The 19,036-nt window shown below is 37.3% G+C and carries 17 protein-coding genes; 13 read left to right on the forward strand and 4 right to left on the reverse strand.

The annotated features are described in order from the left end of the window. The first annotated feature begins 12 nt into the window (after window positions 1-12). From P176_RS0109500 to P176_RS20555, 3 genes are all read left to right on the forward strand, one after another. The gene (locus tag P176_RS0109500) at window positions 13-3,036 is read left to right on the forward strand and encodes a two-component regulator propeller domain-containing protein (RefSeq protein WP_156033012.1); all 3,024 of its coding nucleotides are present in this window, start codon (window positions 13-15) and stop codon (window positions 3,034-3,036) included. A gap of 95 nt (window positions 3,037-3,131) precedes the next feature. After that, the gene (locus tag P176_RS0109505; RefSeq protein ID WP_026754486.1) at window positions 3,132-3,887 is read left to right on the forward strand and encodes a LytTR family DNA-binding domain-containing protein; all 756 of its coding nucleotides are present in this window, start codon (window positions 3,132-3,134) and stop codon (window positions 3,885-3,887) included. Between the two features lie 282 nt (window positions 3,888-4,169). Then, window positions 4,170-4,352, forward strand: coding sequence for a PID-CTERM protein-sorting domain-containing protein (locus P176_RS20555; RefSeq protein ID WP_231481229.1), 183 nt, complete (start codon window positions 4,170-4,172; stop codon window positions 4,350-4,352). Window position 4,353: 1 nt separating this feature from the next. Here P176_RS20555 and P176_RS0109515 read toward each other — a convergent pair whose 3' ends face one another. After that, window positions 4,354-4,944, reverse strand: a complete 591-nt coding sequence (locus P176_RS0109515) for a riboflavin synthase (protein WP_026754488.1) — start codon at window positions 4,942-4,944, stop codon at window positions 4,354-4,356. 53 nt (window positions 4,945-4,997) lie between these two features. Between P176_RS0109515 and pdxA the strand changes: the two genes are divergently transcribed. The 6 genes from pdxA (at window position 4,998) to accC (ending at window position 10,016) form a co-directional block, all read left to right on the forward strand. Continuing rightward, a complete protein-coding gene (gene pdxA, locus P176_RS0109520) occupies window positions 4,998-6,044 on the forward strand; it encodes a 4-hydroxythreonine-4-phosphate dehydrogenase PdxA (RefSeq protein WP_026754489.1) in 1,047 nt (348 codons plus the stop codon). A 71-nt stretch (window positions 6,045-6,115) separates the two neighbouring features. After that, the gene (locus P176_RS0109525) at window positions 6,116-6,658 is read left to right on the forward strand and encodes a DUF177 domain-containing protein (protein ID WP_026754490.1); all 543 of its coding nucleotides are present in this window, start codon (window positions 6,116-6,118) and stop codon (window positions 6,656-6,658) included. Between the two features lie 8 nt (window positions 6,659-6,666). Continuing rightward, the gene (gene rpmF / locus P176_RS0109530; RefSeq protein WP_026754491.1) at window positions 6,667-6,870 is read left to right on the forward strand and encodes a 50S ribosomal protein L32; all 204 of its coding nucleotides are present in this window, start codon (window positions 6,667-6,669) and stop codon (window positions 6,868-6,870) included. Window positions 6,871-7,049: 179 nt separating this feature from the next. Beyond that, on the forward strand, window positions 7,050-8,045 hold the full coding sequence (locus P176_RS0109535) for a beta-ketoacyl-ACP synthase III (protein WP_026754492.1): 996 nt from the start codon (window positions 7,050-7,052) through the stop codon (window positions 8,043-8,045). A gap of 50 nt (window positions 8,046-8,095) precedes the next feature. After that, the gene (gene accB, locus P176_RS0109540; protein WP_026754493.1) at window positions 8,096-8,581 is read left to right on the forward strand and encodes an acetyl-CoA carboxylase biotin carboxyl carrier protein; all 486 of its coding nucleotides are present in this window, start codon (window positions 8,096-8,098) and stop codon (window positions 8,579-8,581) included. Between the two features lie 85 nt (window positions 8,582-8,666). Further along, window positions 8,667-10,016, forward strand: a complete 1,350-nt coding sequence (gene accC / locus P176_RS0109545; protein WP_026754494.1) for an acetyl-CoA carboxylase biotin carboxylase subunit — start codon at window positions 8,667-8,669, stop codon at window positions 10,014-10,016. 117 nt (window positions 10,017-10,133) lie between these two features. Here the strand turns inward: accC and P176_RS0109550 are convergent, their stop codons facing one another. Next, window positions 10,134-10,559, reverse strand: coding sequence for a hypothetical protein (locus P176_RS0109550; protein WP_026754495.1), 426 nt, complete (start codon window positions 10,557-10,559; stop codon window positions 10,134-10,136). A gap of 95 nt (window positions 10,560-10,654) precedes the next feature. On the opposite strand from P176_RS0109550, the gene P176_RS20680 reads away from it, so the two are divergent. The 4 genes from P176_RS20680 to P176_RS0109570 all read left to right on the forward strand — a co-directional run bounded on the left by P176_RS20680 (window position 10,655) and on the right by P176_RS0109570 (window position 15,878). Then, a complete protein-coding gene (locus P176_RS20680) occupies window positions 10,655-13,396 on the forward strand; it encodes a reprolysin-like metallopeptidase (RefSeq protein WP_051605447.1) in 2,742 nt (913 codons plus the stop codon). 156 nt (window positions 13,397-13,552) lie between these two features. Beyond that, window positions 13,553-14,668: an FAD-binding oxidoreductase gene (locus tag P176_RS0109560; protein ID WP_026754496.1), complete on the forward strand. Its 1,116-nt coding sequence runs from the start codon at window positions 13,553-13,555 to the stop codon at window positions 14,666-14,668. Between the two features lie 54 nt (window positions 14,669-14,722). After that, window positions 14,723-15,433: a monofunctional biosynthetic peptidoglycan transglycosylase gene (gene mtgA / locus P176_RS0109565; RefSeq protein ID WP_037348881.1), complete on the forward strand. Its 711-nt coding sequence runs from the start codon at window positions 14,723-14,725 to the stop codon at window positions 15,431-15,433. Beyond that, window positions 15,417-15,878, forward strand: coding sequence for a 3-oxoacyl-ACP synthase (locus P176_RS0109570; protein ID WP_369793764.1), 462 nt, complete (start codon window positions 15,417-15,419; stop codon window positions 15,876-15,878). Before mtgA ends, P176_RS0109570 begins: the two co-directional genes overlap by 17 nt. Window positions 15,879-15,933: 55 nt before the next feature. On the opposite strand, the gene P176_RS0109575 is transcribed toward P176_RS0109570, so the two are convergent. Together P176_RS0109575 and P176_RS0109580 are read right to left on the reverse strand one after the other, a co-directional pair. Next, the gene (locus P176_RS0109575; protein ID WP_026754499.1) at window positions 15,934-17,331 is read right to left on the reverse strand and encodes an RtcB family protein; all 1,398 of its coding nucleotides are present in this window, start codon (window positions 17,329-17,331) and stop codon (window positions 15,934-15,936) included. A gap of 217 nt (window positions 17,332-17,548) precedes the next feature. Then, window positions 17,549-18,649 (reverse strand): slipin family protein, encoded by a 1,101-nt coding sequence (locus P176_RS0109580; RefSeq protein WP_026754500.1) that lies wholly within the window; start codon window positions 18,647-18,649, stop codon window positions 17,549-17,551. Window positions 18,650-19,036: the final 387 nt, after the last annotated feature.

Below are 19,036 nucleotides of genomic sequence, written 5' to 3' on the forward strand. Positions count from 1 at the left end.
TCACCACTCAATTTGAAATCAATTATCACATATCTGTCATGCATGCTCTTTTTGGGGCCGGTGTTTTTAGGCCATACCCAAAATCAGCAGTTACGTGCATTTACTATAGAAGACGGATTGCCACAATCCCAAGTCTATGATATGGTTCAAGATGAGAACGGGTATTTGTGGGTAGCAACTCAAGGTGGTGGTGTGGCACGTTTTGATGGGAGTAATTTTAAGATTTATAATACCTCCAATGGTCTTCAAAATAATTATGTCAATGCGCTGTTTGCATCTAAAGACACTTTATTTATAGGTACAAATCGCGGTCTTTCCATAAAAGTAAAACAGCAATTTTTTTCTTCGGAAATGCCTCAAATTAATACCATTAAAAAAATAAGGCAGATCACTTTCATTTTAACGGCAAAGGGGATTTATCACATTTCCGAAGGTGTTAAACCGGTTAAGTTATCATTGAATCATCGCTTAGATACTTCTCAAATAAAGGATCTTATTTATGATGGCACCTATTATTGGATTGCTTCTAGTCAGGGCTTGTTTAAAACAAAACATTTAAATGCTAAAGCTGCAGAAGTTGAAGAACTGGTAGAGGATGATTTTGTAGCGCTTCTCAATTATAAAGATAAAATAATAGCTGCTACTGCGAGCGAGGGTGTTTTTATTTTTGAACCGAATCATTTTGAAGAGTCCATTCTTGTTCTCGAATCCTTAAAAATTAACGCGCTGTCTCTAAATGATAAGGACGTTTGGATTGCGACAGCCGATGATGGCATTCATCGTTTAAATATGGTGTCTTACACAACAGAACTTGTTGTGAACGCAGTGCAAGGACTCTCTGTTTCAAATGTGCAAAAAGTACTTTTAGACCGGCAATCCAATATTTGGATAGCGACTTCTGGTGGAGGTTTTTATAAATATTTTCAGAATAATTTCAAACATTATGACACCTCATCGGGTTTGAGCGGAAGTCGTGTGTATGCCATACATTCAAACGACAACACAAAATGGGTATCCCAAAGTGGAACCGGGCTGTCAAAATTAGATGGTAAAGGAGCCCAGAAGGTAGAGCTACCCGAATTTTTTTCCGCAGCAAAAATAAAAACGATCACAAGTGGTCCACAAGGTCGTGTGTGGTTTGGTTCAGAGGGTCATGGTATTTGGCTGCGGGAAATTGTAATTAAGGATACCGTTTTAATAGATAAGAGCAAAATTGATGAATTGAGTAAAATTAAAATCCCCATCACAAGCCGCTTTGATTATGAGATCAACAAAAAAACGGGCTTTCCAGAAGACTGGATCAAAAGTCTTCAAACGGATCAAGATACGGTTTGGGCCACAACCTATTCTAGCGGGATTATAAAGTTTGGATATCAGCCATCAACATCAGGGCTTCAAATCTATAATACTTTTTCAAAAGAAAACGGGATCAAGGACCTTGCGATAACGCATAGCCTTTTTCATGACAATCAATTATGGTATGCCACACAAAATGGGCATTTGGGATGTATTAAGGACGATGCGGTATCAGACTTAGGCCTTGTTTTGAACGATGAGGTTGCGATTAATACTCTACTCATCAATAAAAACACCATCTATTTGGGCACTGCTGGCAAAGGTATTTGGTGGGCAAAGCTTGAGAATCAACTTCATTTTAAAAAGCTTAAGGGGTCTAAGCCCTTAACTTCAGAGAATTGCTTTCAGCTTATTTTTGACAACGAGGGCTATCTTTGGTCTGGTACAGAACGAGGAGTAGACAAGATTGAACTGAGTCCTGATCAGGAGATTTTGGATGTATTCCACTTTGGTAAAAACGACGGATTTCTTGGGATTGAAACTACGCTAAACGCTGTAGATAAAGATGAAAATGGACATCTTTGGTTTGGAACTATTTATGGACTTACCGAGTTTATACCTTCAGTAAACACTGGTAACAGTTTAAAACCCGAGCTCTTTTTTGAAGATGTTAAAGTAGCATATGAGTCGGTAGATAGTATTGATTTAAAAGCTTGGACCAATAGTAAAAAGGTTTTGCGGCTTTCGCCAAATCAAAATCAAGTGAGTTTTAGTTTTAAATCTGTAGATCTTGATCACCCTGATATTATAGAATATCGTACGGCATTAAATAATACAGAATGGAGCCCATGGAGCTCCTCGAGTTCTAGTGATTTTTCTGGCTTGGCCTATGGAGCACACACGTTCTCTGTGCAGTCTAGAAATTTTAGGTGGCAAGAGAGTGATGTTAAGCAATTTTCATTTTTTATAGAACGGCCTTTTTACAAAAAGATTTGGGTGCAATGGTTAGCTGCTGCTTTAGTTCTATTGGTGGTATTTTTAATAATAGCCACTTACATTAAACGGCTAAAGCAAAGAAACAAAAGCGCACAGCAACGTCTCGAGATAGAGAACCATTTGTTGGAATTAGAACAAAAAGCATTACGGTTGCAGATGAATCCGCACTTTATGTTTAACGTACTTAATGGGATCAAGGCCATGGCCGTTACAAAACCAGAGGTCATGAATACCACAATAAATAGTTTTGCGGCATTACTACGGGCCACATTAGCCAATTCTAGAAAAGATAGAATTAGCTTAGAAGAAGAAATGGCCACGCTTAAACATTATATTGAACTAGAACAGCAGATGTCTCAAAAGCCGTTTGAGTTTCAGCTGTCTTTAGAGAGTGATTACGGAGCAGATGAGATTTACATTCCGCCAATGCTTATTCAACCTTTTGTTGAAAATGCCATACGGCATGGTATTTTAAAAGGATCTAGAAAAGGGCAATTGGATATTTGTTTTGCTACTTCGGAAACGTTTCTTGAAGTGACCATTACCGATAATGGATTAGGGATTTATGAATCACAAAAAGCAAAAACGGCTTCAGATCATCAATCCATGGCCTTGCAAGTCACCGAGGAGCGTCTGGCCTCGATTTCTGGAAAAGATGCTTTACAGATTGCAGAATTGAAAGCAGACGGCAAAGTGAAAGGAACATGCGTATTTTTTAAAACTCCTTTAGAAACAGATTATTGAAGCGCTTTAGGGTGAGGGATTTTAAGGTATTAAAAAAGAAGAAAATCATAAGCACGTAAAACCAGCTTATCAAAACACAAGCAGTCCATAATAAAATGAAGAAACATACAGCACTATTAGTCGAAGATAATTTAGATGCGCTCAATTTATTAAGAGCTACGCTAGAGTCCAAGCATCCAAATCTTACGATTATAAATACAGCTCAAAGTGTGGTTGAAGCCGCAAAAGCGATTAGAAAAGAGGAGCCGGATATTCTGTTTTTAGATGTCATGCTCGGCGATGGGACGGGCTTTGACGTCTTGGAGATTTTTCCGAAGCTTCACTCTAAGATTATATTTGTGACCGCAAGCGATGAGTTTGCATTAAAGGCCTTCAAATTTGCTGCCATTGATTATGTATTGAAACCGTATTCAGATGAAGAATTATCAGAGGCCATACAGCGCGCGACTCAGCAGTTGCAACCGTCTAAGGAGCGGTTGGAGATTTTAAAGGAAACACTCGTGGCACCAGAAAAAAAGCCAGATAAGATTTCTTTGCACACCTTAGATAAAATCATTGTTGTGGGTCTCGAAGATATCATACGTTGTGAATCTGACAGTAATAATACCAAGTTCTATATTAATGACGGACAGATGGTTTTTGTGACCAAGACCTTAAAATATTTTGCCGATATGCTAAAAACTTATGGCTTTTTGAGAGTTCACCAAAGCCATTTGGTCAATATAAAGTGTATTAGTGCGTTTATAAAGACAGATGGCGGCTATCTCATGCTTAAAAACGGTGAAAACGTACCTGTTTCTGTTCGAAAAAAGGCTGAGGTGATTGAAATTTTGGATAGCATGCATAGGTGAAATGATTATTTATAAGATGAATAAAACCTAAGTATTCATTTTATCGTAGATAATGTTGTAATCGTCGTGATAACAATTATTTAAACTGAAAAATTAGAATAATTTTATTTCTTTAAAACAAAAAACAATATATTTGACTTCGAAACAATTAAAGTCTTATAACGCAAAAACTATCCATTTGTCGGATTTTTTTGCTTTTTAAAGAGGATTTTGAGGGAAATTGTTTTGCCGATTGCGTTTTTTTTATACATTTACCCCATAATGAGAATACAAAACAAGAAAATGTTTGCCTCAATCTTATTTGTATTAATAAGTTTTGTATGCATTGCCCAAGGTGAAGGAGTTCCTGAACCACCAGGTCCGCCAACGCCACCAGGAACCCCTATTGACGGTGGGATCCTTCTTGGCATTGTGGCAGGTTTGTGTTATGGTATCAAAAAAAGTTTCGGTAAATCTGACTCTTAAATTATAATCGAGATTCGTAAAGTTTTTTGATGTACTTTCCTAAAACATCAAATTCCAAGTTCACAATCGTTCCCTTTTTTAGATTTTTGAAGTTGGTATGCTCATAGGTATATGGTATAATCGCCACGCTAAATCTGTTTTTTTCAGAATTAACCACTGTTAAGCTCACGCCATTTATGGTTACAGAGCCTTTTTCAATAGTCACGTTTCCTAAAGTATCGTCGTAACTAAAGGTGTAGCTCCAACTTCCGTTTTCTTCGGAAAGATGTTCACAAACGCCAACTTGATCTACGTGGCCCTGCACAATGTGCCCGTCCAGTCGATCGCCTAGTTTCATGGCACGTTCTAGGTTTACAAAATGACCTGTTTCGAGTTGGCCTAGATTGGTTTTGTTTAGTGTTTCCTTTATGGCAGTTACGGTATACAAATCGTCAACCTGCGAAACAACCGTAAGGCAAACACCGTTATGAGCAACACTTTGATCAATTTTAAGTTCAGAAGCGATGGCGCTTTTGATGCTTATATGAAGGTTGTCTTTTTCATTTTTGAGCTCAGTGACCTGTCCTAAATCTTCAATAATCCCAGTAAACATAGTGTCGAATAATTGGTTAAATTTGCAAGTATAAAATTACATACAATATTCTAATGGAGAAGGACAAAAACATAAAAGTAGGCATATCAATAGGAGATCTTAATGGCATAGGAGCAGAAATTATCATAAAGACCTTTGAAGATAGCCGGATGCTCGATTTTTGTACCCCTGTAATTTTTGCATCTATAAAAACCATGTCTTTTTTTAAGAAGCATTTTGATAGTTCAATCAACTACCACGGCATCAATCATATCAATCAAGTGATTGATGGTAAGATCAATGTTTTGAATGTTTGGAAAGAAAACGTTACCATTAATTTTGGAGAAGAGGATCTTAAGATTGGCGAATATGCAGTATTGTCTTTAGAGAAAGCAACCGATGCTTTAAAAAATGGAGATGTTGATGTTTTGGTTACAGCACCCATACACAAACATAACATTCAATCTGAACGTTTTAAATTCCCAGGACACACCAATTATTTGGCGGAACAACTAGGAGGTCAAAGTTTGATGTTTATGGTTACAGATACATTGAAGGTAGGGTTGCTTACTGACCATGTTCCTGTAAAGGATGCCCCTCAACAAATTACTCCTGGGCTCATTGCAGAAAAAATAAAAATAGTTTACCAATCCCTTATTCAAGATTTTACGATTGAGCGTCCCAAAATCGCTATTTTAGGAATTAATCCGCATGCGGGCGACAATGGGGTTATTGGGGAAGAAGATGATCTTGTTTTAAAACCAACTTTAGAGAAATTAAGAGACAAAGGTCAATTGGTATATGGTCCTTATGCCGCAGATAGCTTTTTTGGTTCAAAAAATTATAAAAACTTTGATGCTATCATCGCCGCTTATCATGATCAAGGGCTCATCCCTTTTAAAACGTTGTCTTTTGGTCATGGGGTAAATTATACTGCAGGCCTCAGTAAAGTAAGAACCTCACCAGATCATGGTACCGCCTTTGAAATAGCGGGTAAAGGCGAAGCAGACCACGGTTCTTTTGAGGCAGCTGTCTTTATGGCGATACAAATTTTCAAAAATAGAGCACGCTATAAAAAGTACTCAGAAAACCCATTAAAAAAGCTCTCAAAAAAACGCTAAATATTTTTGTTGATAACTCTGGTGTAATCAATTAAAAGTTATATATTTGCGGGCTCAAAATGAATGTGATGATGAAGCCTTTAAAGGAATTTACAATACCTTATGTTGGTCTCAAGGTCGGGAAACACCATTTTGATTTTCAGATCGATAAGACGTTCTTTGAGTATTTTGAGTATGATGATTTCAATGCAGTCGACATCAAAACCGAGTTGCTTTTTGAGAAAAAAACAACACTTCTGGAGTTAACTTTTCAGATTTCGGGATATGTTAATATTAATTGTGATCTCACAAATGAGCCTTATGATCAGCCTATAGATGGTGATTATAAATTGGTGGTCAAGTTTGGAGATGAATATAACGATGAGTTTGAGGATATCGTAATTTTGCCTCACGGTGAATATGAAATTAATGTAGCGCAATATATATATGAAACCATCATCTTGTGCATACCTGCAAAGCGCATTCATCCAGGAGTGGAAGATGGCACTTTAGACTCAGATATACTTAAGAAATTAGAAGAGTTAAGTCCTAAGGATTTAGAAGAAAAAGAAGCAACATCAGAGGAAATTGACCCTCGTTGGAATACATTAAAAAAACTATTAACGGATAAATAACATATAAAATGGCACATCCTAAAAGAAAGATTTCTAAAACAAGAAGAGATAAAAGAAGAACACACTACAAAGCAACTGCGCCAACTATTGCAACGTGTCCTACTACAGGAGAAGCACATTTGTTTCACAGAGCGCATTGGCATGAAGGTAAGCTTTATTACAGAGGTCAAGTTTTGATCGACAACTCTGAAACTGAAGAGAATTTAGCATAAGTATTATGCATGCATATATAAAAACGCTCACCTGTGAGCGTTTTTTTTATGTTTAATTTTTCAAAGTCTTAAAAACGACTTAATTTGCACCATAATCGTTCAGGTTTTAGTAATTTCATACAACTTTCATCTTTTTTGGACGATTTTTTCCTTTTTTAGGATTATTTTAAAAGTATTATATGAATAATATAACCGCTGCAATTACTGCGATCGGAGCTTACGTACCAGATTATATTTTGACCAATAAAATCTTGGAGACCATGGTGGAAACCAATGACGAATGGATTACTTCAAGAACTGGCATTAAAGAACGTCGGATTTTAAAAGACGAAGGTAAAGGCACTTCATTTTTGGCCATCAATGCCGCTCAAAATCTTATTGATAAAAAAGGTCTCGACCCAAAAGATATAGAATTAGTAATTGTTGCTACTGCAACACCAGACATGAAAGCTGCCTCAACCGCAGCTTTTACTGCTACTAGTATAGGAGCTACCAATGCTTTTTCTTTTGATTTAGAAGCAGCATGCTCGAGTTTTCTTTATGGAATGTCAGTAGCAGCGCGGTATATAGAATCAGGAAAGTATAAAAAGGTATTGCTTATTGGCGCAGATAAGAACTCCTCAATGATCAATTATAAAGATCGCGCTACCTGTATTATATTTGGAGATGGCGCTGGAGCGGCATTATTTGAACCCAATACTGATGGTCTTGGACTTCAAGATGAATTACTGCGAAGTGATGGTAATGGAAGGGACTTTTTACAGGCCACTTACGGTGGATCATCTTATCCGTCTACTCCAGAAGCTGTGGCAGAAGGAAAGCATTATATCTTTCAAGAAGGGAAGACCGTTTTTAAAAATGCGGTTTTCAATATGGCAGATGTGACAGAGCGCATCATTGCTAGAAATAACCTCACAAATGATGATATCTCTTGGCTGGCGGCACACCAAGCTAATAAAAGAATTATTGAGGCTACAGCAAATAGAGTGGCATTAGCTCCAGAAAAAGTGATGATGAATATTCAAAAATACGGAAATACAACCTCTGCAACTTTACCATTACTTTTACATGATTACGAGTCTAAACTAAAAAAAGGGGACAAGATTGTTTTCGCCGCTTTTGGTGGTGGCTTCACTTGGGGTTCCATTTATTTAAAATGGGCCTATAACTCTTAGGCTAAGAATTAACTACTAGAAACTAACTATTTAAAATAAATCTAATCATTATGGATATTAAGGAAATTCAGAACTTAATCAAATTCGTAGCAAAATCAGGTGCGAGTGAGGTTAAATTAGAGATGGACGATATTAAGATTACTATAAGAACAGGGTCTGATGATAAAGGTGATTCTACTACCTACGTGCAGCAGATTCCTATGAATGCTCCTATGGCTCAAGCGGCTCCTGCTGCTCCTCAGCCAACAGCGGCAGAGACTACAGTAGAGAAAGTCCCTGTAGACGAGAGTTCAAAATATGTCACTATTAAGTCTCCTATTATTGGAACGTTTTATAGAAAACCATCTCCAGATAAGCCCGTTTTTGTCGAAGTTGGAACCTCTATTGCTGAAGGTGACGTACTTTGCGTTATTGAGGCCATGAAACTCTTCAACGAGATAGAATCTGAAGTTAGTGGTAAAATCGTTAAGGTTTTAGTAGACGATTCCTCTCCTGTAGAATTCGATCAACCATTATTCTTGGTTGACCCATCATAACCATTGAAAATTCCAATCCACTAAACCCAAAACCCAATTGTTGGAATTTGGTGCTTGGAAATTGTAATTTTTAATAAGAGAAGTTATGTTCAAAAAAATATTAATTGCCAATAGAGGGGAAATAGCACTTCGTGTTATAAGAACCTGTAAAGAAATGGGCATCAGAACTGTGGCAGTATATTCTACGGTAGATGCTGATAGTCTTCATGTCAAATTTGCTGATGAAGCCGTGTGTATAGGACCGGCTCCAAGTAGTGAATCTTACCTCAAAATAGCCAACATTATAGCGGCAGCTGAGATTACCAATGCAGACGCCATACACCCAGGTTATGGTTTTCTTTCTGAAAACGCTAAGTTTTCAAAAATTTGTGAAGAGCATGGGGTGAAATTCATCGGTGCTTCCGCAGAAATGATTGCAAAAATGGGGGATAAGGCTACTGCTAAAGCTACCATGAAAGAAGCTGGTGTACCATGTGTTCCTGGGAGTGATGGTATTATTGTAGATTTTGAAGATTGTCAAAAAGTTGCTGATGAAACTGGTTATCCTGTGATGCTAAAAGCTACTGCAGGTGGTGGAGGTAAAGGGATGCGTGCTGTTTGGAAAAAAGAAAACCTTAAGGCTGCGTGGGAATCTGCCCGACAAGAATCAAAAGCGGCATTTGGAAATGACGATATGTATATGGAAAAGCTCATCGAAGAGCCTAGACATATCGAAATACAAGTTGTTGGAGATTCTACCGGAAAAGCATGTCATCTATCAGAACGAGATTGCTCGATACAAAGACGTCATCAAAAATTAACAGAAGAAGTACCTTCTCCTTTTATGACCAAGGCCCTTCGTGAGAAAATGGGTAAAGCTGCAGTTAGAGCAGCGGAGTACATCAAATATGAAGGCGCAGGAACTGTAGAATTTTTAGTGGATAAACACCGTAATTTCTATTTCATGGAAATGAATACTAGAATTCAGGTGGAGCATCCCATTACTGAGCAGGTTATAGACTTTGATCTTATTCGGGAGCAAATTTTAGTAGCCGCTGGAGTGCCTATTTCTGGTAAAAACTATATTCCTAAACTACATTCTATTGAATGTCGTATCAACGCAGAGGATCCTTTTAATGACTTTAGACCTTCTCCAGGACGTATTACAACATTGCACGCGCCAGGGGGTCATGGTGTTAGATTGGATACACATGTGTATGCGGGATATTCTATTCCACCAAACTATGACTCTATGATTGCGAAATTGATCACTACTGCGCAAACTCGTGAAGAAGCCATCAATAAGATGAAACGTGCCTTAGATGAGTTTGTTATTGAAGGTATTAAAACGACCATCCCTTTTCATAGGCAGTTGATGGATCATCCAGACTATTTAGCTGGTAATTATACAACGAAATTTATGGAGGATTTTAAGATCCAACCATTAGAAGAATAAACATTAAACTCCGAACATAACGTTCGGAGTTTTTTTTATAATGAAAACCGCTGTACTACCTTAGAAACGATTTGAGGGACTTCGTCAGTTTGAAAATCTAATTCAAATACATACTCATTAACATCTACTTTTTTTTACGGATAGAGATCCTCTATCGATACTGTAATATCCAGTTTGTCCCTTGCAAAAACATAACCTGCCAAAAGATAAGTTAACGTTCTTTAGTTCTTCATTATTCAATACCAATTCAATTTCCTCCTGATCTAGCTGAGCGTAAATAACTTCTTCATAATTACTATCAGCAGTCTCTGATATCTCATTTCTTTTATATTTGAATTTTAAAACAATCTTTTTTCCGTCGAAAATATCAAGATAGGAGTTTCCAAATTCGTCTTTTTTTATCTCGTAAGCTTTGTCCTTAATAACATCAAAAGTGCAGATCCCATTTTCTGGACATGGCGCAGGACTCTTTTGGTTTTCTAATGATTTTTGATGAGTGCTACAAGATGTTACTATTAAAAGGATAATACTTAAATATCTCATGGTCTTAATTTTGACTTATTAAAAATAGCTGTTAATTTTTTTGTGAGATATGAAATGTCACAGTATTTTTAGTAAAATAAAAATTTTAACTTAATATGAGAGTAAATTACGTAAGCGTAGTCGCTTTTATTTTGGTAATGCTTATGTTTTCAACAAGCAGTATGGCTCAAAATAAAAGTTCTTTTTGGACTAAAGTAACACAAGACCGGACTTTAACACAGTCTGTAGATTTTTCAAATAAAGGCCCCGCTGATGGTTCTGTTTATCAGCTTAATATCCAAGGATTAAAAAATGCTTTGGCACAAGCTCCGAATATTAAAAATTTTCCAGATTCCGGAGTTATTATCGATTTTCCTATGGTAAGTGGAGCGCTAGAATCGTTCGAGGTTTTAGAATCATCTGTAATGGAAGATGGTCTACAAGCAAAATTTCCAGAACTACGATCTTATGTAGGGCAGAGTCTCAGAAATCCTTCTGTGACAATTCGGTTTAGCGTCACTCCAAATGGCTTGCATGCCATGTCTATGGGTACTAATCAAGGAATGCAATTAATCAATCCCCTAAATGTTGAAAACAATGAGTATTCAATTTTTGCAAAAAACGGCTTGAAAGGTCCAGCTGAATCTTGGGCCTGTGAATTTATTGACGATACTCAACACGATTTGAACGTTGCTCTAGATGGTGCTAGTTCAAGAAATGCTGATGACGGATTTATCAGAGAGTACGAATTGGCATTAGCTTGTACAGTAGAATACGCTCAATTTCATGGTGGGACTTTAGCTTCTGTTACTGAAGCAATGATGATTACAATGACGCGCGTTAATGGATTATACGAAAGAGAACTCTCTCTTAGGATGATAATGATAGATAATGCTAGTATTATATTTTTAGGTCCAGGCGTTAATTCTGATCCCTACTCTAATAACAATGGTTCTGCAATGCTTGGCCAAAATCAAACAACAATTACAAATAACATTGGAAGTGCAAATTATGATATTGGTCATGTTTTTAGCACTGGCGGTGGTGGAATAGCATCACTTAATTCTCCCTGTAATCCTAATACGAAAGCAAGAGGAGTTACAGGTTTACCCAACCCAGTAGGAGATGCTTTTGATATTGATTTTGTAGCGCATGAAATGGGTCACCAATTTGGTGCACCTCATACGTTTAACGGTAATACAGGTAACTGTGCAGGAGGAAATAGGAATGCTACAACAGCTTACGAACCAGGAAGTGGTACAACCATCATGGCCTATGCTGGAATTTGTGCGCCTCAAAATGTACAGGGAAGTTCTGATGCTTATTTTCACCAAAACAGTTTAGCGTTAATTTGGGCAAATATTAGTTTAGGTGTAGGAAGTAATTGCCCAGATCTAGTGAATATTACTAATATAGCTCCAGTTGCTGATGCAGGTCCAGATTACATCATACCTATATCAACGCCGTATAGATTAACAGGAAGCTCTACTGATCCTGATGGTATCGATACCCACACCTATACATGGGAGCAATATGATCTTGGTCCTTCTGGATTACCAACAGATTTTACTACAACGGGTCCTATGGTGAGATCTTATGAAGGGACGTCAAATCCAACGAGAATCATTCCAAGAATAGAAGATATTTTAGCGAATGGTGGCGTTTCAACAACTTGGGAAAAATTACCGACAGTAGCTAGATCACAGACATTCAGACTTACGGTTAGAGATAATGAAATTGAGGGTGGTCAAAATTCTTTTGATGTTATGAATACAGAAGTCGTAGGAACAGCCGGACCGTTTGTAGTAACTTCTCAAAGCACTAGTCAAATTGTATGGACTCCTGGTGAAACTGAAACAATCACATGGGATGTTGCTGGAACTACAGGCAATGGTATTAATGCTGCTAACGTAAATATTCTTTTGTCAACTTCTGATCAGCCTGGAGCAAACTTTGATACCGTCTTAGCGTCTAATGTACCTAATAATGGTTCTTATAGCATAACAGTCCCAAACGTCACTTCTCCTTACTGTAGAATTATGGTTGAAGCGGCGAATAATATTTTCTTTAATGTCAACGACAACTATTTTGCTATAGGAAACTATACTTATGTTCCTGGAGATATTTGTGAAGATTATTTCTTTAACGCTGGTCTTCTTCTTGCCGAAAACTCGGAAACTTTTAGTGGTTTCACATTATCTATTGATGATTCTAAAACTATATCTGATGTTAATGTTAGTGTAGATATAACAACGACAAATAATGCAGAATTGTCAATGGCTCTTAGGGCTCCGTTTAGCGCGATTAATGACTTGACCTATCTTCAAGCTGGTGCTAATAATGGGTGTCCAGGATTAGCTGATGCAATTTTGAACTACGATGATGATGGTATTGAAAATCCATGCACAAGTACCAGTACTAATCTCACAATTCAGCCATTAGATCCTTTGAGCACTTATAACGGAGAGGACTCTCAAGGTGATTGGGCGTTCTTTGTTGGAGATGTTATTGTTGATGGAAATAGAGCGACTTGGAACAGTATTACTTTGACGATTTGCGAGGCTGGTGGTTTTACACCTGTATTAGATGCTCCAAATTTTGATTTTGATTCATCATTTAGTGTTTTTCCTAATCCAAATAATGGAGAGTTTACAGTGAAGTTTAAATCAAACACAAATGAGAATGTTGCTTTAGAGGTCTTTGATGTACGAGGACGTTCTATTCTTAACCAATCATTCGTAAATAGCAATGGCGACTTTAATAAAAATATTGACCTTGGCAATGTGCAATCAGGACTCTACTTATTAAATATTACTTTTGGAACTACTAAAGTCACTAAAAAGATTCTTGTCGAGTAAGCTAGATCTATGCAGAAATAATCAACATTTTGATCTTGTTTAAAAATCAATTTGATGAATTTATAAGATCATATAAGATTGAGATCAAAACTCCGAACATAACGTTCGGAGTTTTTTTGTTTTATATTTAAGCAAAGTTAGAGGTACATCATTATTATGAACTTATCGTATTGGGAAATAAAATCCTGGCTATCCAACATAGATTATACCATAGTAGGGAGCGGTATTGTAGGCTTGAGTTGTGCCTTACAGCTTCGGGAGCGCTTTCCTAAAGCAAAAATAGTTGTCCTTGAAAAAGGCATTTTACCTCAAGGGGCAAGTACCAAGAATGCTGGCTTTGCCTGTTTTGGCAGTATGAGCGAGATTTTAGATGATTTAAATTCACATTCTGAAGAGGAGGTCTTTGACTTGATGAAACGACGTTGGGACGGATTGCAATTATTACGAAAGACCTTAGGAGATAAAGCTCTGGATTTTTATCAATATGGTGGTTACGAACTGTTTCAGCAGCAAGATACAGCCCTCTATGAGGCGTGCCTTGAGAAAAGAGATGCAATCAACACACTTTTAAAGCCTATTTTTAAAGAGGATGTGTTCACTGTTGTTCCAAATAATTTTCAATTTGAAACTGTTATGGATGCTTGTGGCTTCAATAAATTTGAAGGTCAAATTGATACCGGTAAGATGATGGAGGCTTTGTTATATAAAGCGTATAAAGCCAACATCAAGATTCTAAACAATGTCATTGTGAAATCTTTTTCTGAAGATTTGAACTCCGTAAAAATCAAAACAGATGGTTTCGAGTTTTCCACCTCTAAGTTGTGCATTGCCACTAACGGATTTGCATCTCAACTTAAAATTTCCGAAGTAAAACCCGCAAGAGCACAAGTGCTCATCACCAAACCTATTAAGAATTTGCACATAAAAGGTACCTATCACTTAGAGCAAGGCTATTATTATTTTAGAAATATCGATAATCGAATTCTGCTAGGAGGAGGTAGAAATTTAGATTTCAAAACTGAAGAAACCACGGTCTTGGAGCAGACCGCATTAATTCAAAATAAATTAGAAGCGTTATTGAAGGACACTATTTTACCAAAGTTGAATGTGGAAATTGATTATAGGTGGAGCGGTGTTATGGGCGTCGGTTCTCAAAAGAAGCCAATAGTTAAGCAACTATTTAACAATGTATACTGCGGTGTAAGGTTAGGAGGTATGGGCGTGGCTATTGGTAGTTTGGTGGGTAAAGACTTGGCGAATTTAGTTGAATAAAACAGCAAAATCAAAAATCCATCTCGTGAATTCTTTATGTAACTTTGCCATTCTATGACCCTAATAAAACGTTTATTCAAGTTTATTTTTAAAACACTCTTTTGGCTGTTTGTGTTTTCTATAGCTATCGTGGTACTATTTAAATGGGTGCCAGTGCCTATTACGCCATTAATGGTGATTCGTAATATTGAGAACGGTCCAACAGATCAAGAGGACCGTTGGCAGCATGATTGGGTGCCCATCTCAGAGATCTCTAAAAACTTACAATTGGCAGTAATTTGTAGTGAAGATCAGCTGTTTCTAAATCACAACGGATTTGATATTGAGGCCATTGAAAAAGCTTACGAGAGCAATAAAAAGGGCAAAAAGTTAAAAGGAGGCAGCACGATAAGCCAGCAAACTGCAAAAAATGTATTTCTATGGCCAGAACGCAGTTGGTTTAGAAAAGGCTTAGAGACCTATTTTACATTTTTGATTGAGTTGGTTTGGAGCAAAGAACGCATCATGGAGGTTTATCTTAACAGTATTGAAATGGGACCTGGGGTTTATGGCGCAGAAGCGGCTTCTAATTACTGGTTTAAAAAGTCGGCATCAAATTTAAGCAAGTCTGAGGCGGCTGCCATTGCTGCCGTTTTACCAAGTCCATTGCGTTTTAGGGCCAGGCCTGCAACTTCCTATATTGAAAAAAGAAAGTCTTGGATAGTGAGACAGATGAATTTTTTTGGACCACTACAATATACCTCTCCAAATGATGCCAAAAACTGAATTGAAACAGCGCCTTTTACAACAATGCCGAGATGCTGTTGATGTTAGATTGAAAACTGTTGAAAGACAGATTCATGATATCCAAGAGTCCTTAACTTCTGAAACTAAGAGTTCGGCTGGTGATAAGCATGAAACGGGACGTGCTATGTTGCAGTTAGAACGTGAGAAGGCAGGGCAGCAGTTAGCAGAATTGGAAAAGACCAACCTCACCCTAAACAAAATAGATACTTCTAAAACTTCGGAAATTGTCGGTTTGGGAAGTGTCGTCTACACCAGCGGCGCTAATTATTTTATAGCAGTAAGTGCGGGTATATTAAAATTTAATGATGATACCTTTTTTGCTATTTCTGCAAATACGCCCATTGGTTTATTGTTGCAAGGAAAACAAAAAGAAGATCAGATTGTTTTTAGGGAGCGTAGTTTTAAGATTTTGAAAGTGGTATAGTTAAAAAGATAAACCCCACGATGTAAGGTCGCAGGGCTTAAGACTGAATGTTTAATTAAGATTTACGGCGGTTGTTGCGCTTATCACGTTTCTTTCTCCATGGCGCATTTTTTTGCCAGTCGCCAGCCATGATACAGCCATAGGGCATCACCTCGTCAATGACTTTACCTAAACCAAATTCATCCATTTGATTTCTCACCGTTTGTGCATTTTTATAGGCGCTAGGCAACTCGGTAATATCAATTTCTTTGGAGAAAAACCGAACATCCAATCCTCGAGTTTCCTCTTTAAAGATTTGCATCGTGGTCCCTGTTTTAGTTCTTCTATGCTGGGTTCTACTCAAGTTTCTGCCTGCACCATGTGGCGCAAAGCCCAAATTGGTTTTAGTTGTTGTGCCTTCAACAATTAATATAGGTTCGCTCATGTTTAAGGGAATCAACCTTGGGCCAGTAATATCTGGCATAAACTTAGCGTCTAGAGGCGTAGCCCCTTTAGCGTGATAAAATAAATCACCATCCTTAAATACAAAGTTATGTTCGTTCCAGTATCTGTTTTTGATGGAAATATCCAAGCTTTCAGCTACCGAATCATGAATGACCTCGTGATTGGTCTTGGTCCATTGTCTTATCACCTGAAGTGCATTCCAGTAGCTTTGTCCTTCTTCAGTTTCAAAAGGAATCCAAGCATTTTCCTTTTTTGTGTCTGGAGATAAATCCTTTCTAAACCTTTCGGCAATTTTCATGCCCTTGGTATACAATTTAGCTCCTGGACCTCGAGATCCATGATGTGTCACCAACATGGTATTTCCTGTTGTTTTAGACGTGCCTACAAACAAGAAATGATTACCATCGCCTTGTGTGCCTAAATGAGATCTTGCAATTTGAAGCATGTTGCCATCATTCAACATATGGTTAGCTTCAAAAGCCTCTAACAGTTCTTTTGGAAATCTAAATTGCGCATCTCTATCGCGTCCGCCAGGACCAAAATGAGTGTTGGCATGGGCTGCATCTAGAATGTCTTTAGGATCTGTTTTACCAAAATCTGTTAACATTACAGAACAGCAAATGTCTGCACTATGCATTCCTGGGTGAATGGCATTTTTTGCCACTGCTATGCCACCCACAGGAATAGTTCCGTCTGGCCCAGCAGGGCAAGCATCTGGCATTATAGCACCATCAACCAGCGTTGGTGTTTTCATTAAAGTCTTCATAGAGTTGATCACTTTATTGACATTATCTTCTTCCAACTCAGTTTCGGCTTTAATGTTGATAGAAAAGTCTATTGGTTTTTTATGCAATGCGATGGGCTCTGGCAATTTAAATTGCTCTAAATAGGTTTTCATCGCTTCTCCTTCTAAATTATTTTTATTGATATGATCAATAGCATCTTTCATCCATTTTCCTTGTCTGTAACCAAGAGAGATGATATCGTGGCCTGTTATTTTTGTTGTCATGTTTTCTAAGTTTTCAATTACACTGCAAATATTGCAATGTGTTGCGCGCTCTTTTTGCGCAGTTAAATTTTTTATTTTGAAACAATCTTAAATGATGTGAATACCTTACAAGTATGTATGCGTTAGTGATTAAAGCGGCATCCTTTTGCTTTTTTAGCAAAAGATATAGCGGAAAGCGCGACCCAAACCTTTTTCTGGTTTGCGTAACGCCCCAATGCTACTTATTCACAGAGAAAATATCCTTTAATTGTTCGATGACGTTTCCGTTTCCAGCTACGGTGATTTCACCGATTTTGTCGGCAATTTTCTCAACATACTCCATCTCTTTTAATTTAAACAACATGGTGTTGTCTTCCATTAATTTTGCGGTATTTAAAAGGCTTCGTGTAGACGCTGTTTCCTCTCGTCTTGTGACCACATTTGCTTGTGCTTTTTTGTGGGCAATCAATACTTGATTCATGATGTCTTTCATATCACCTGGTAAGATGACATCTCTTATACCGGCATATAACACATCTACACCTAACTTGTTGGCTTGTGTTTTTACGACTTTGATAACGGCTTCGGCAATAGTTTCCTTTTGCTCTAACAATTCATCTAAGGTGTAAGCACCCACAAATGCGCGCAATGCCAACTGTAATGTCACGTACAATTGCTTTTCGTAATCTTTACTATGCATTAATGCGGTCTCGACATTTGTGACTTTATATTGCGCATAAAAGTTAATACGAACGGTGGCTTTGTCTTTAGTTAATAATTCTTGACCGGAGATTTCCATCTGCAGTTGTCTCATATCGGCTTTTGCAATTTTGATAGTTTGTTCGTTCTTCCAGAAGTGGTAGGTACCATGTTCAAGAGTTTTGAGAAACGTATCATCAACCGTCATGATTGCTTTTTCATAAGGTGCAACTTCAAAAGTTCTGATGTATTGGCGCATTAGCAAGTTGCTAAATAAGGCTTTGCTAATAACTTCTGTTATTTCGATTTTACTCAAATCTGCGGAGACAAATTTATAGTCAAGCAAGCTGTTCCAAAAGGTATAACGGCCACGGGTTAAGACACGTTGAAAGTTTTTGTTGACGTAAACCAACACAATCTCGTTATCTTTTACCTCAATAATGGTTAACATACTTGCCAAAACTTGATCTCTAAGTAAGAGCTCTAATGCTTTTGGTGCCTCAAAAGGTTGAGACAAGTCGTATTTTACAACCTGTTCTCTAAAGCCTATCCAATGTGTTCCTGCGGTAATCACACGGTTGTAATTACCATTCTTAAACACTAAAGCGATCATACCTGCATTAATTCTTACTCTTTGCATGATTTCTAATTTTTTTTATCCCAGAACTTTTTTTTATTTTAATTCTGACCTTTCCTTAGGAAAGGTAAAATGGACGATTACTAATTTATTTATAATAGAATTCTCGTTTATGAGAACGACTATTCAATTAAAACAAAGCGAAAGAAAACCATCTTTCTAACTACGGAAATGCAACTGATTTTAAATTTTTTGAGAATTGTTTTGCAGAGTGTTACTCAATTTTGAAACTGCTATTTACAGCATCATTTTTAAAATAACGGATCTTTAAAAGAAAACCCAAAGCAACTTATAATACGTTTATATTTCAAGGTGTTTTCTAGATTGCTGAAGCAATACATCGCTTTTGCAAGTTTTAGTTCACTTTGTTTTTGCCATTTAAAGTGTGAC

This window comes from Sediminibacter sp. Hel_I_10 (assembly GCF_000688335.1).
In the GTDB taxonomy this organism is placed as follows: domain Bacteria; phylum Bacteroidota; class Bacteroidia; order Flavobacteriales; family Flavobacteriaceae; genus Psychroserpens.

What these genes read in the sequence shown, in the direction of transcription:
- P176_RS0109505 (WP_026754486.1), top strand. Translation starts at nt 3,132, where the DNA reads ATGAAGAAACATACAGCACTATTAGTCGAAGATAATTTAGATGCGCTC.
- P176_RS20555 (WP_231481229.1), top strand. Translation starts at nt 4,170, where the DNA reads ATGTTTGCCTCAATCTTATTTGTATTAATAAGTTTTGTATGCATTGCC.
- P176_RS0109515 (WP_026754488.1), bottom strand. Translation starts at nt 4,944, where the DNA reads ATGTTTACTGGGATTATTGAAGATTTAGGACAGGTCACTGAGCTCAAA.
- pdxA (WP_026754489.1), top strand. Translation starts at nt 4,998, where the DNA reads ATGGAGAAGGACAAAAACATAAAAGTAGGCATATCAATAGGAGATCTT.
- P176_RS0109525 (WP_026754490.1), top strand. Translation starts at nt 6,116, where the DNA reads ATGAAGCCTTTAAAGGAATTTACAATACCTTATGTTGGTCTCAAGGTC.
- rpmF (WP_026754491.1), top strand. Translation starts at nt 6,667, where the DNA reads ATGGCACATCCTAAAAGAAAGATTTCTAAAACAAGAAGAGATAAAAGA.
- P176_RS0109535 (WP_026754492.1), top strand. Translation starts at nt 7,050, where the DNA reads ATGAATAATATAACCGCTGCAATTACTGCGATCGGAGCTTACGTACCA.
- accB (WP_026754493.1), top strand. Translation starts at nt 8,096, where the DNA reads ATGGATATTAAGGAAATTCAGAACTTAATCAAATTCGTAGCAAAATCA.
- accC (WP_026754494.1), top strand. Translation starts at nt 8,667, where the DNA reads ATGTTCAAAAAAATATTAATTGCCAATAGAGGGGAAATAGCACTTCGT.
- P176_RS0109550 (WP_026754495.1), bottom strand. Translation starts at nt 10,559, where the DNA reads ATGAGATATTTAAGTATTATCCTTTTAATAGTAACATCTTGTAGCACT.
- P176_RS20680 (WP_051605447.1), top strand. Translation starts at nt 10,655, where the DNA reads ATGAGAGTAAATTACGTAAGCGTAGTCGCTTTTATTTTGGTAATGCTT.
- P176_RS0109560 (WP_026754496.1), top strand. Translation starts at nt 13,553, where the DNA reads ATGAACTTATCGTATTGGGAAATAAAATCCTGGCTATCCAACATAGAT.
- mtgA (WP_037348881.1), top strand. Translation starts at nt 14,723, where the DNA reads ATGACCCTAATAAAACGTTTATTCAAGTTTATTTTTAAAACACTCTTT.
- P176_RS0109570 (WP_369793764.1), top strand. Translation starts at nt 15,417, where the DNA reads ATGATGCCAAAAACTGAATTGAAACAGCGCCTTTTACAACAATGCCGA.
- P176_RS0109575 (WP_026754499.1), bottom strand. Translation starts at nt 17,331, where the DNA reads ATGACAACAAAAATAACAGGCCACGATATCATCTCTCTTGGTTACAGA.
- P176_RS0109580 (WP_026754500.1), bottom strand. Translation starts at nt 18,649, where the DNA reads ATGCAAAGAGTAAGAATTAATGCAGGTATGATCGCTTTAGTGTTTAAG.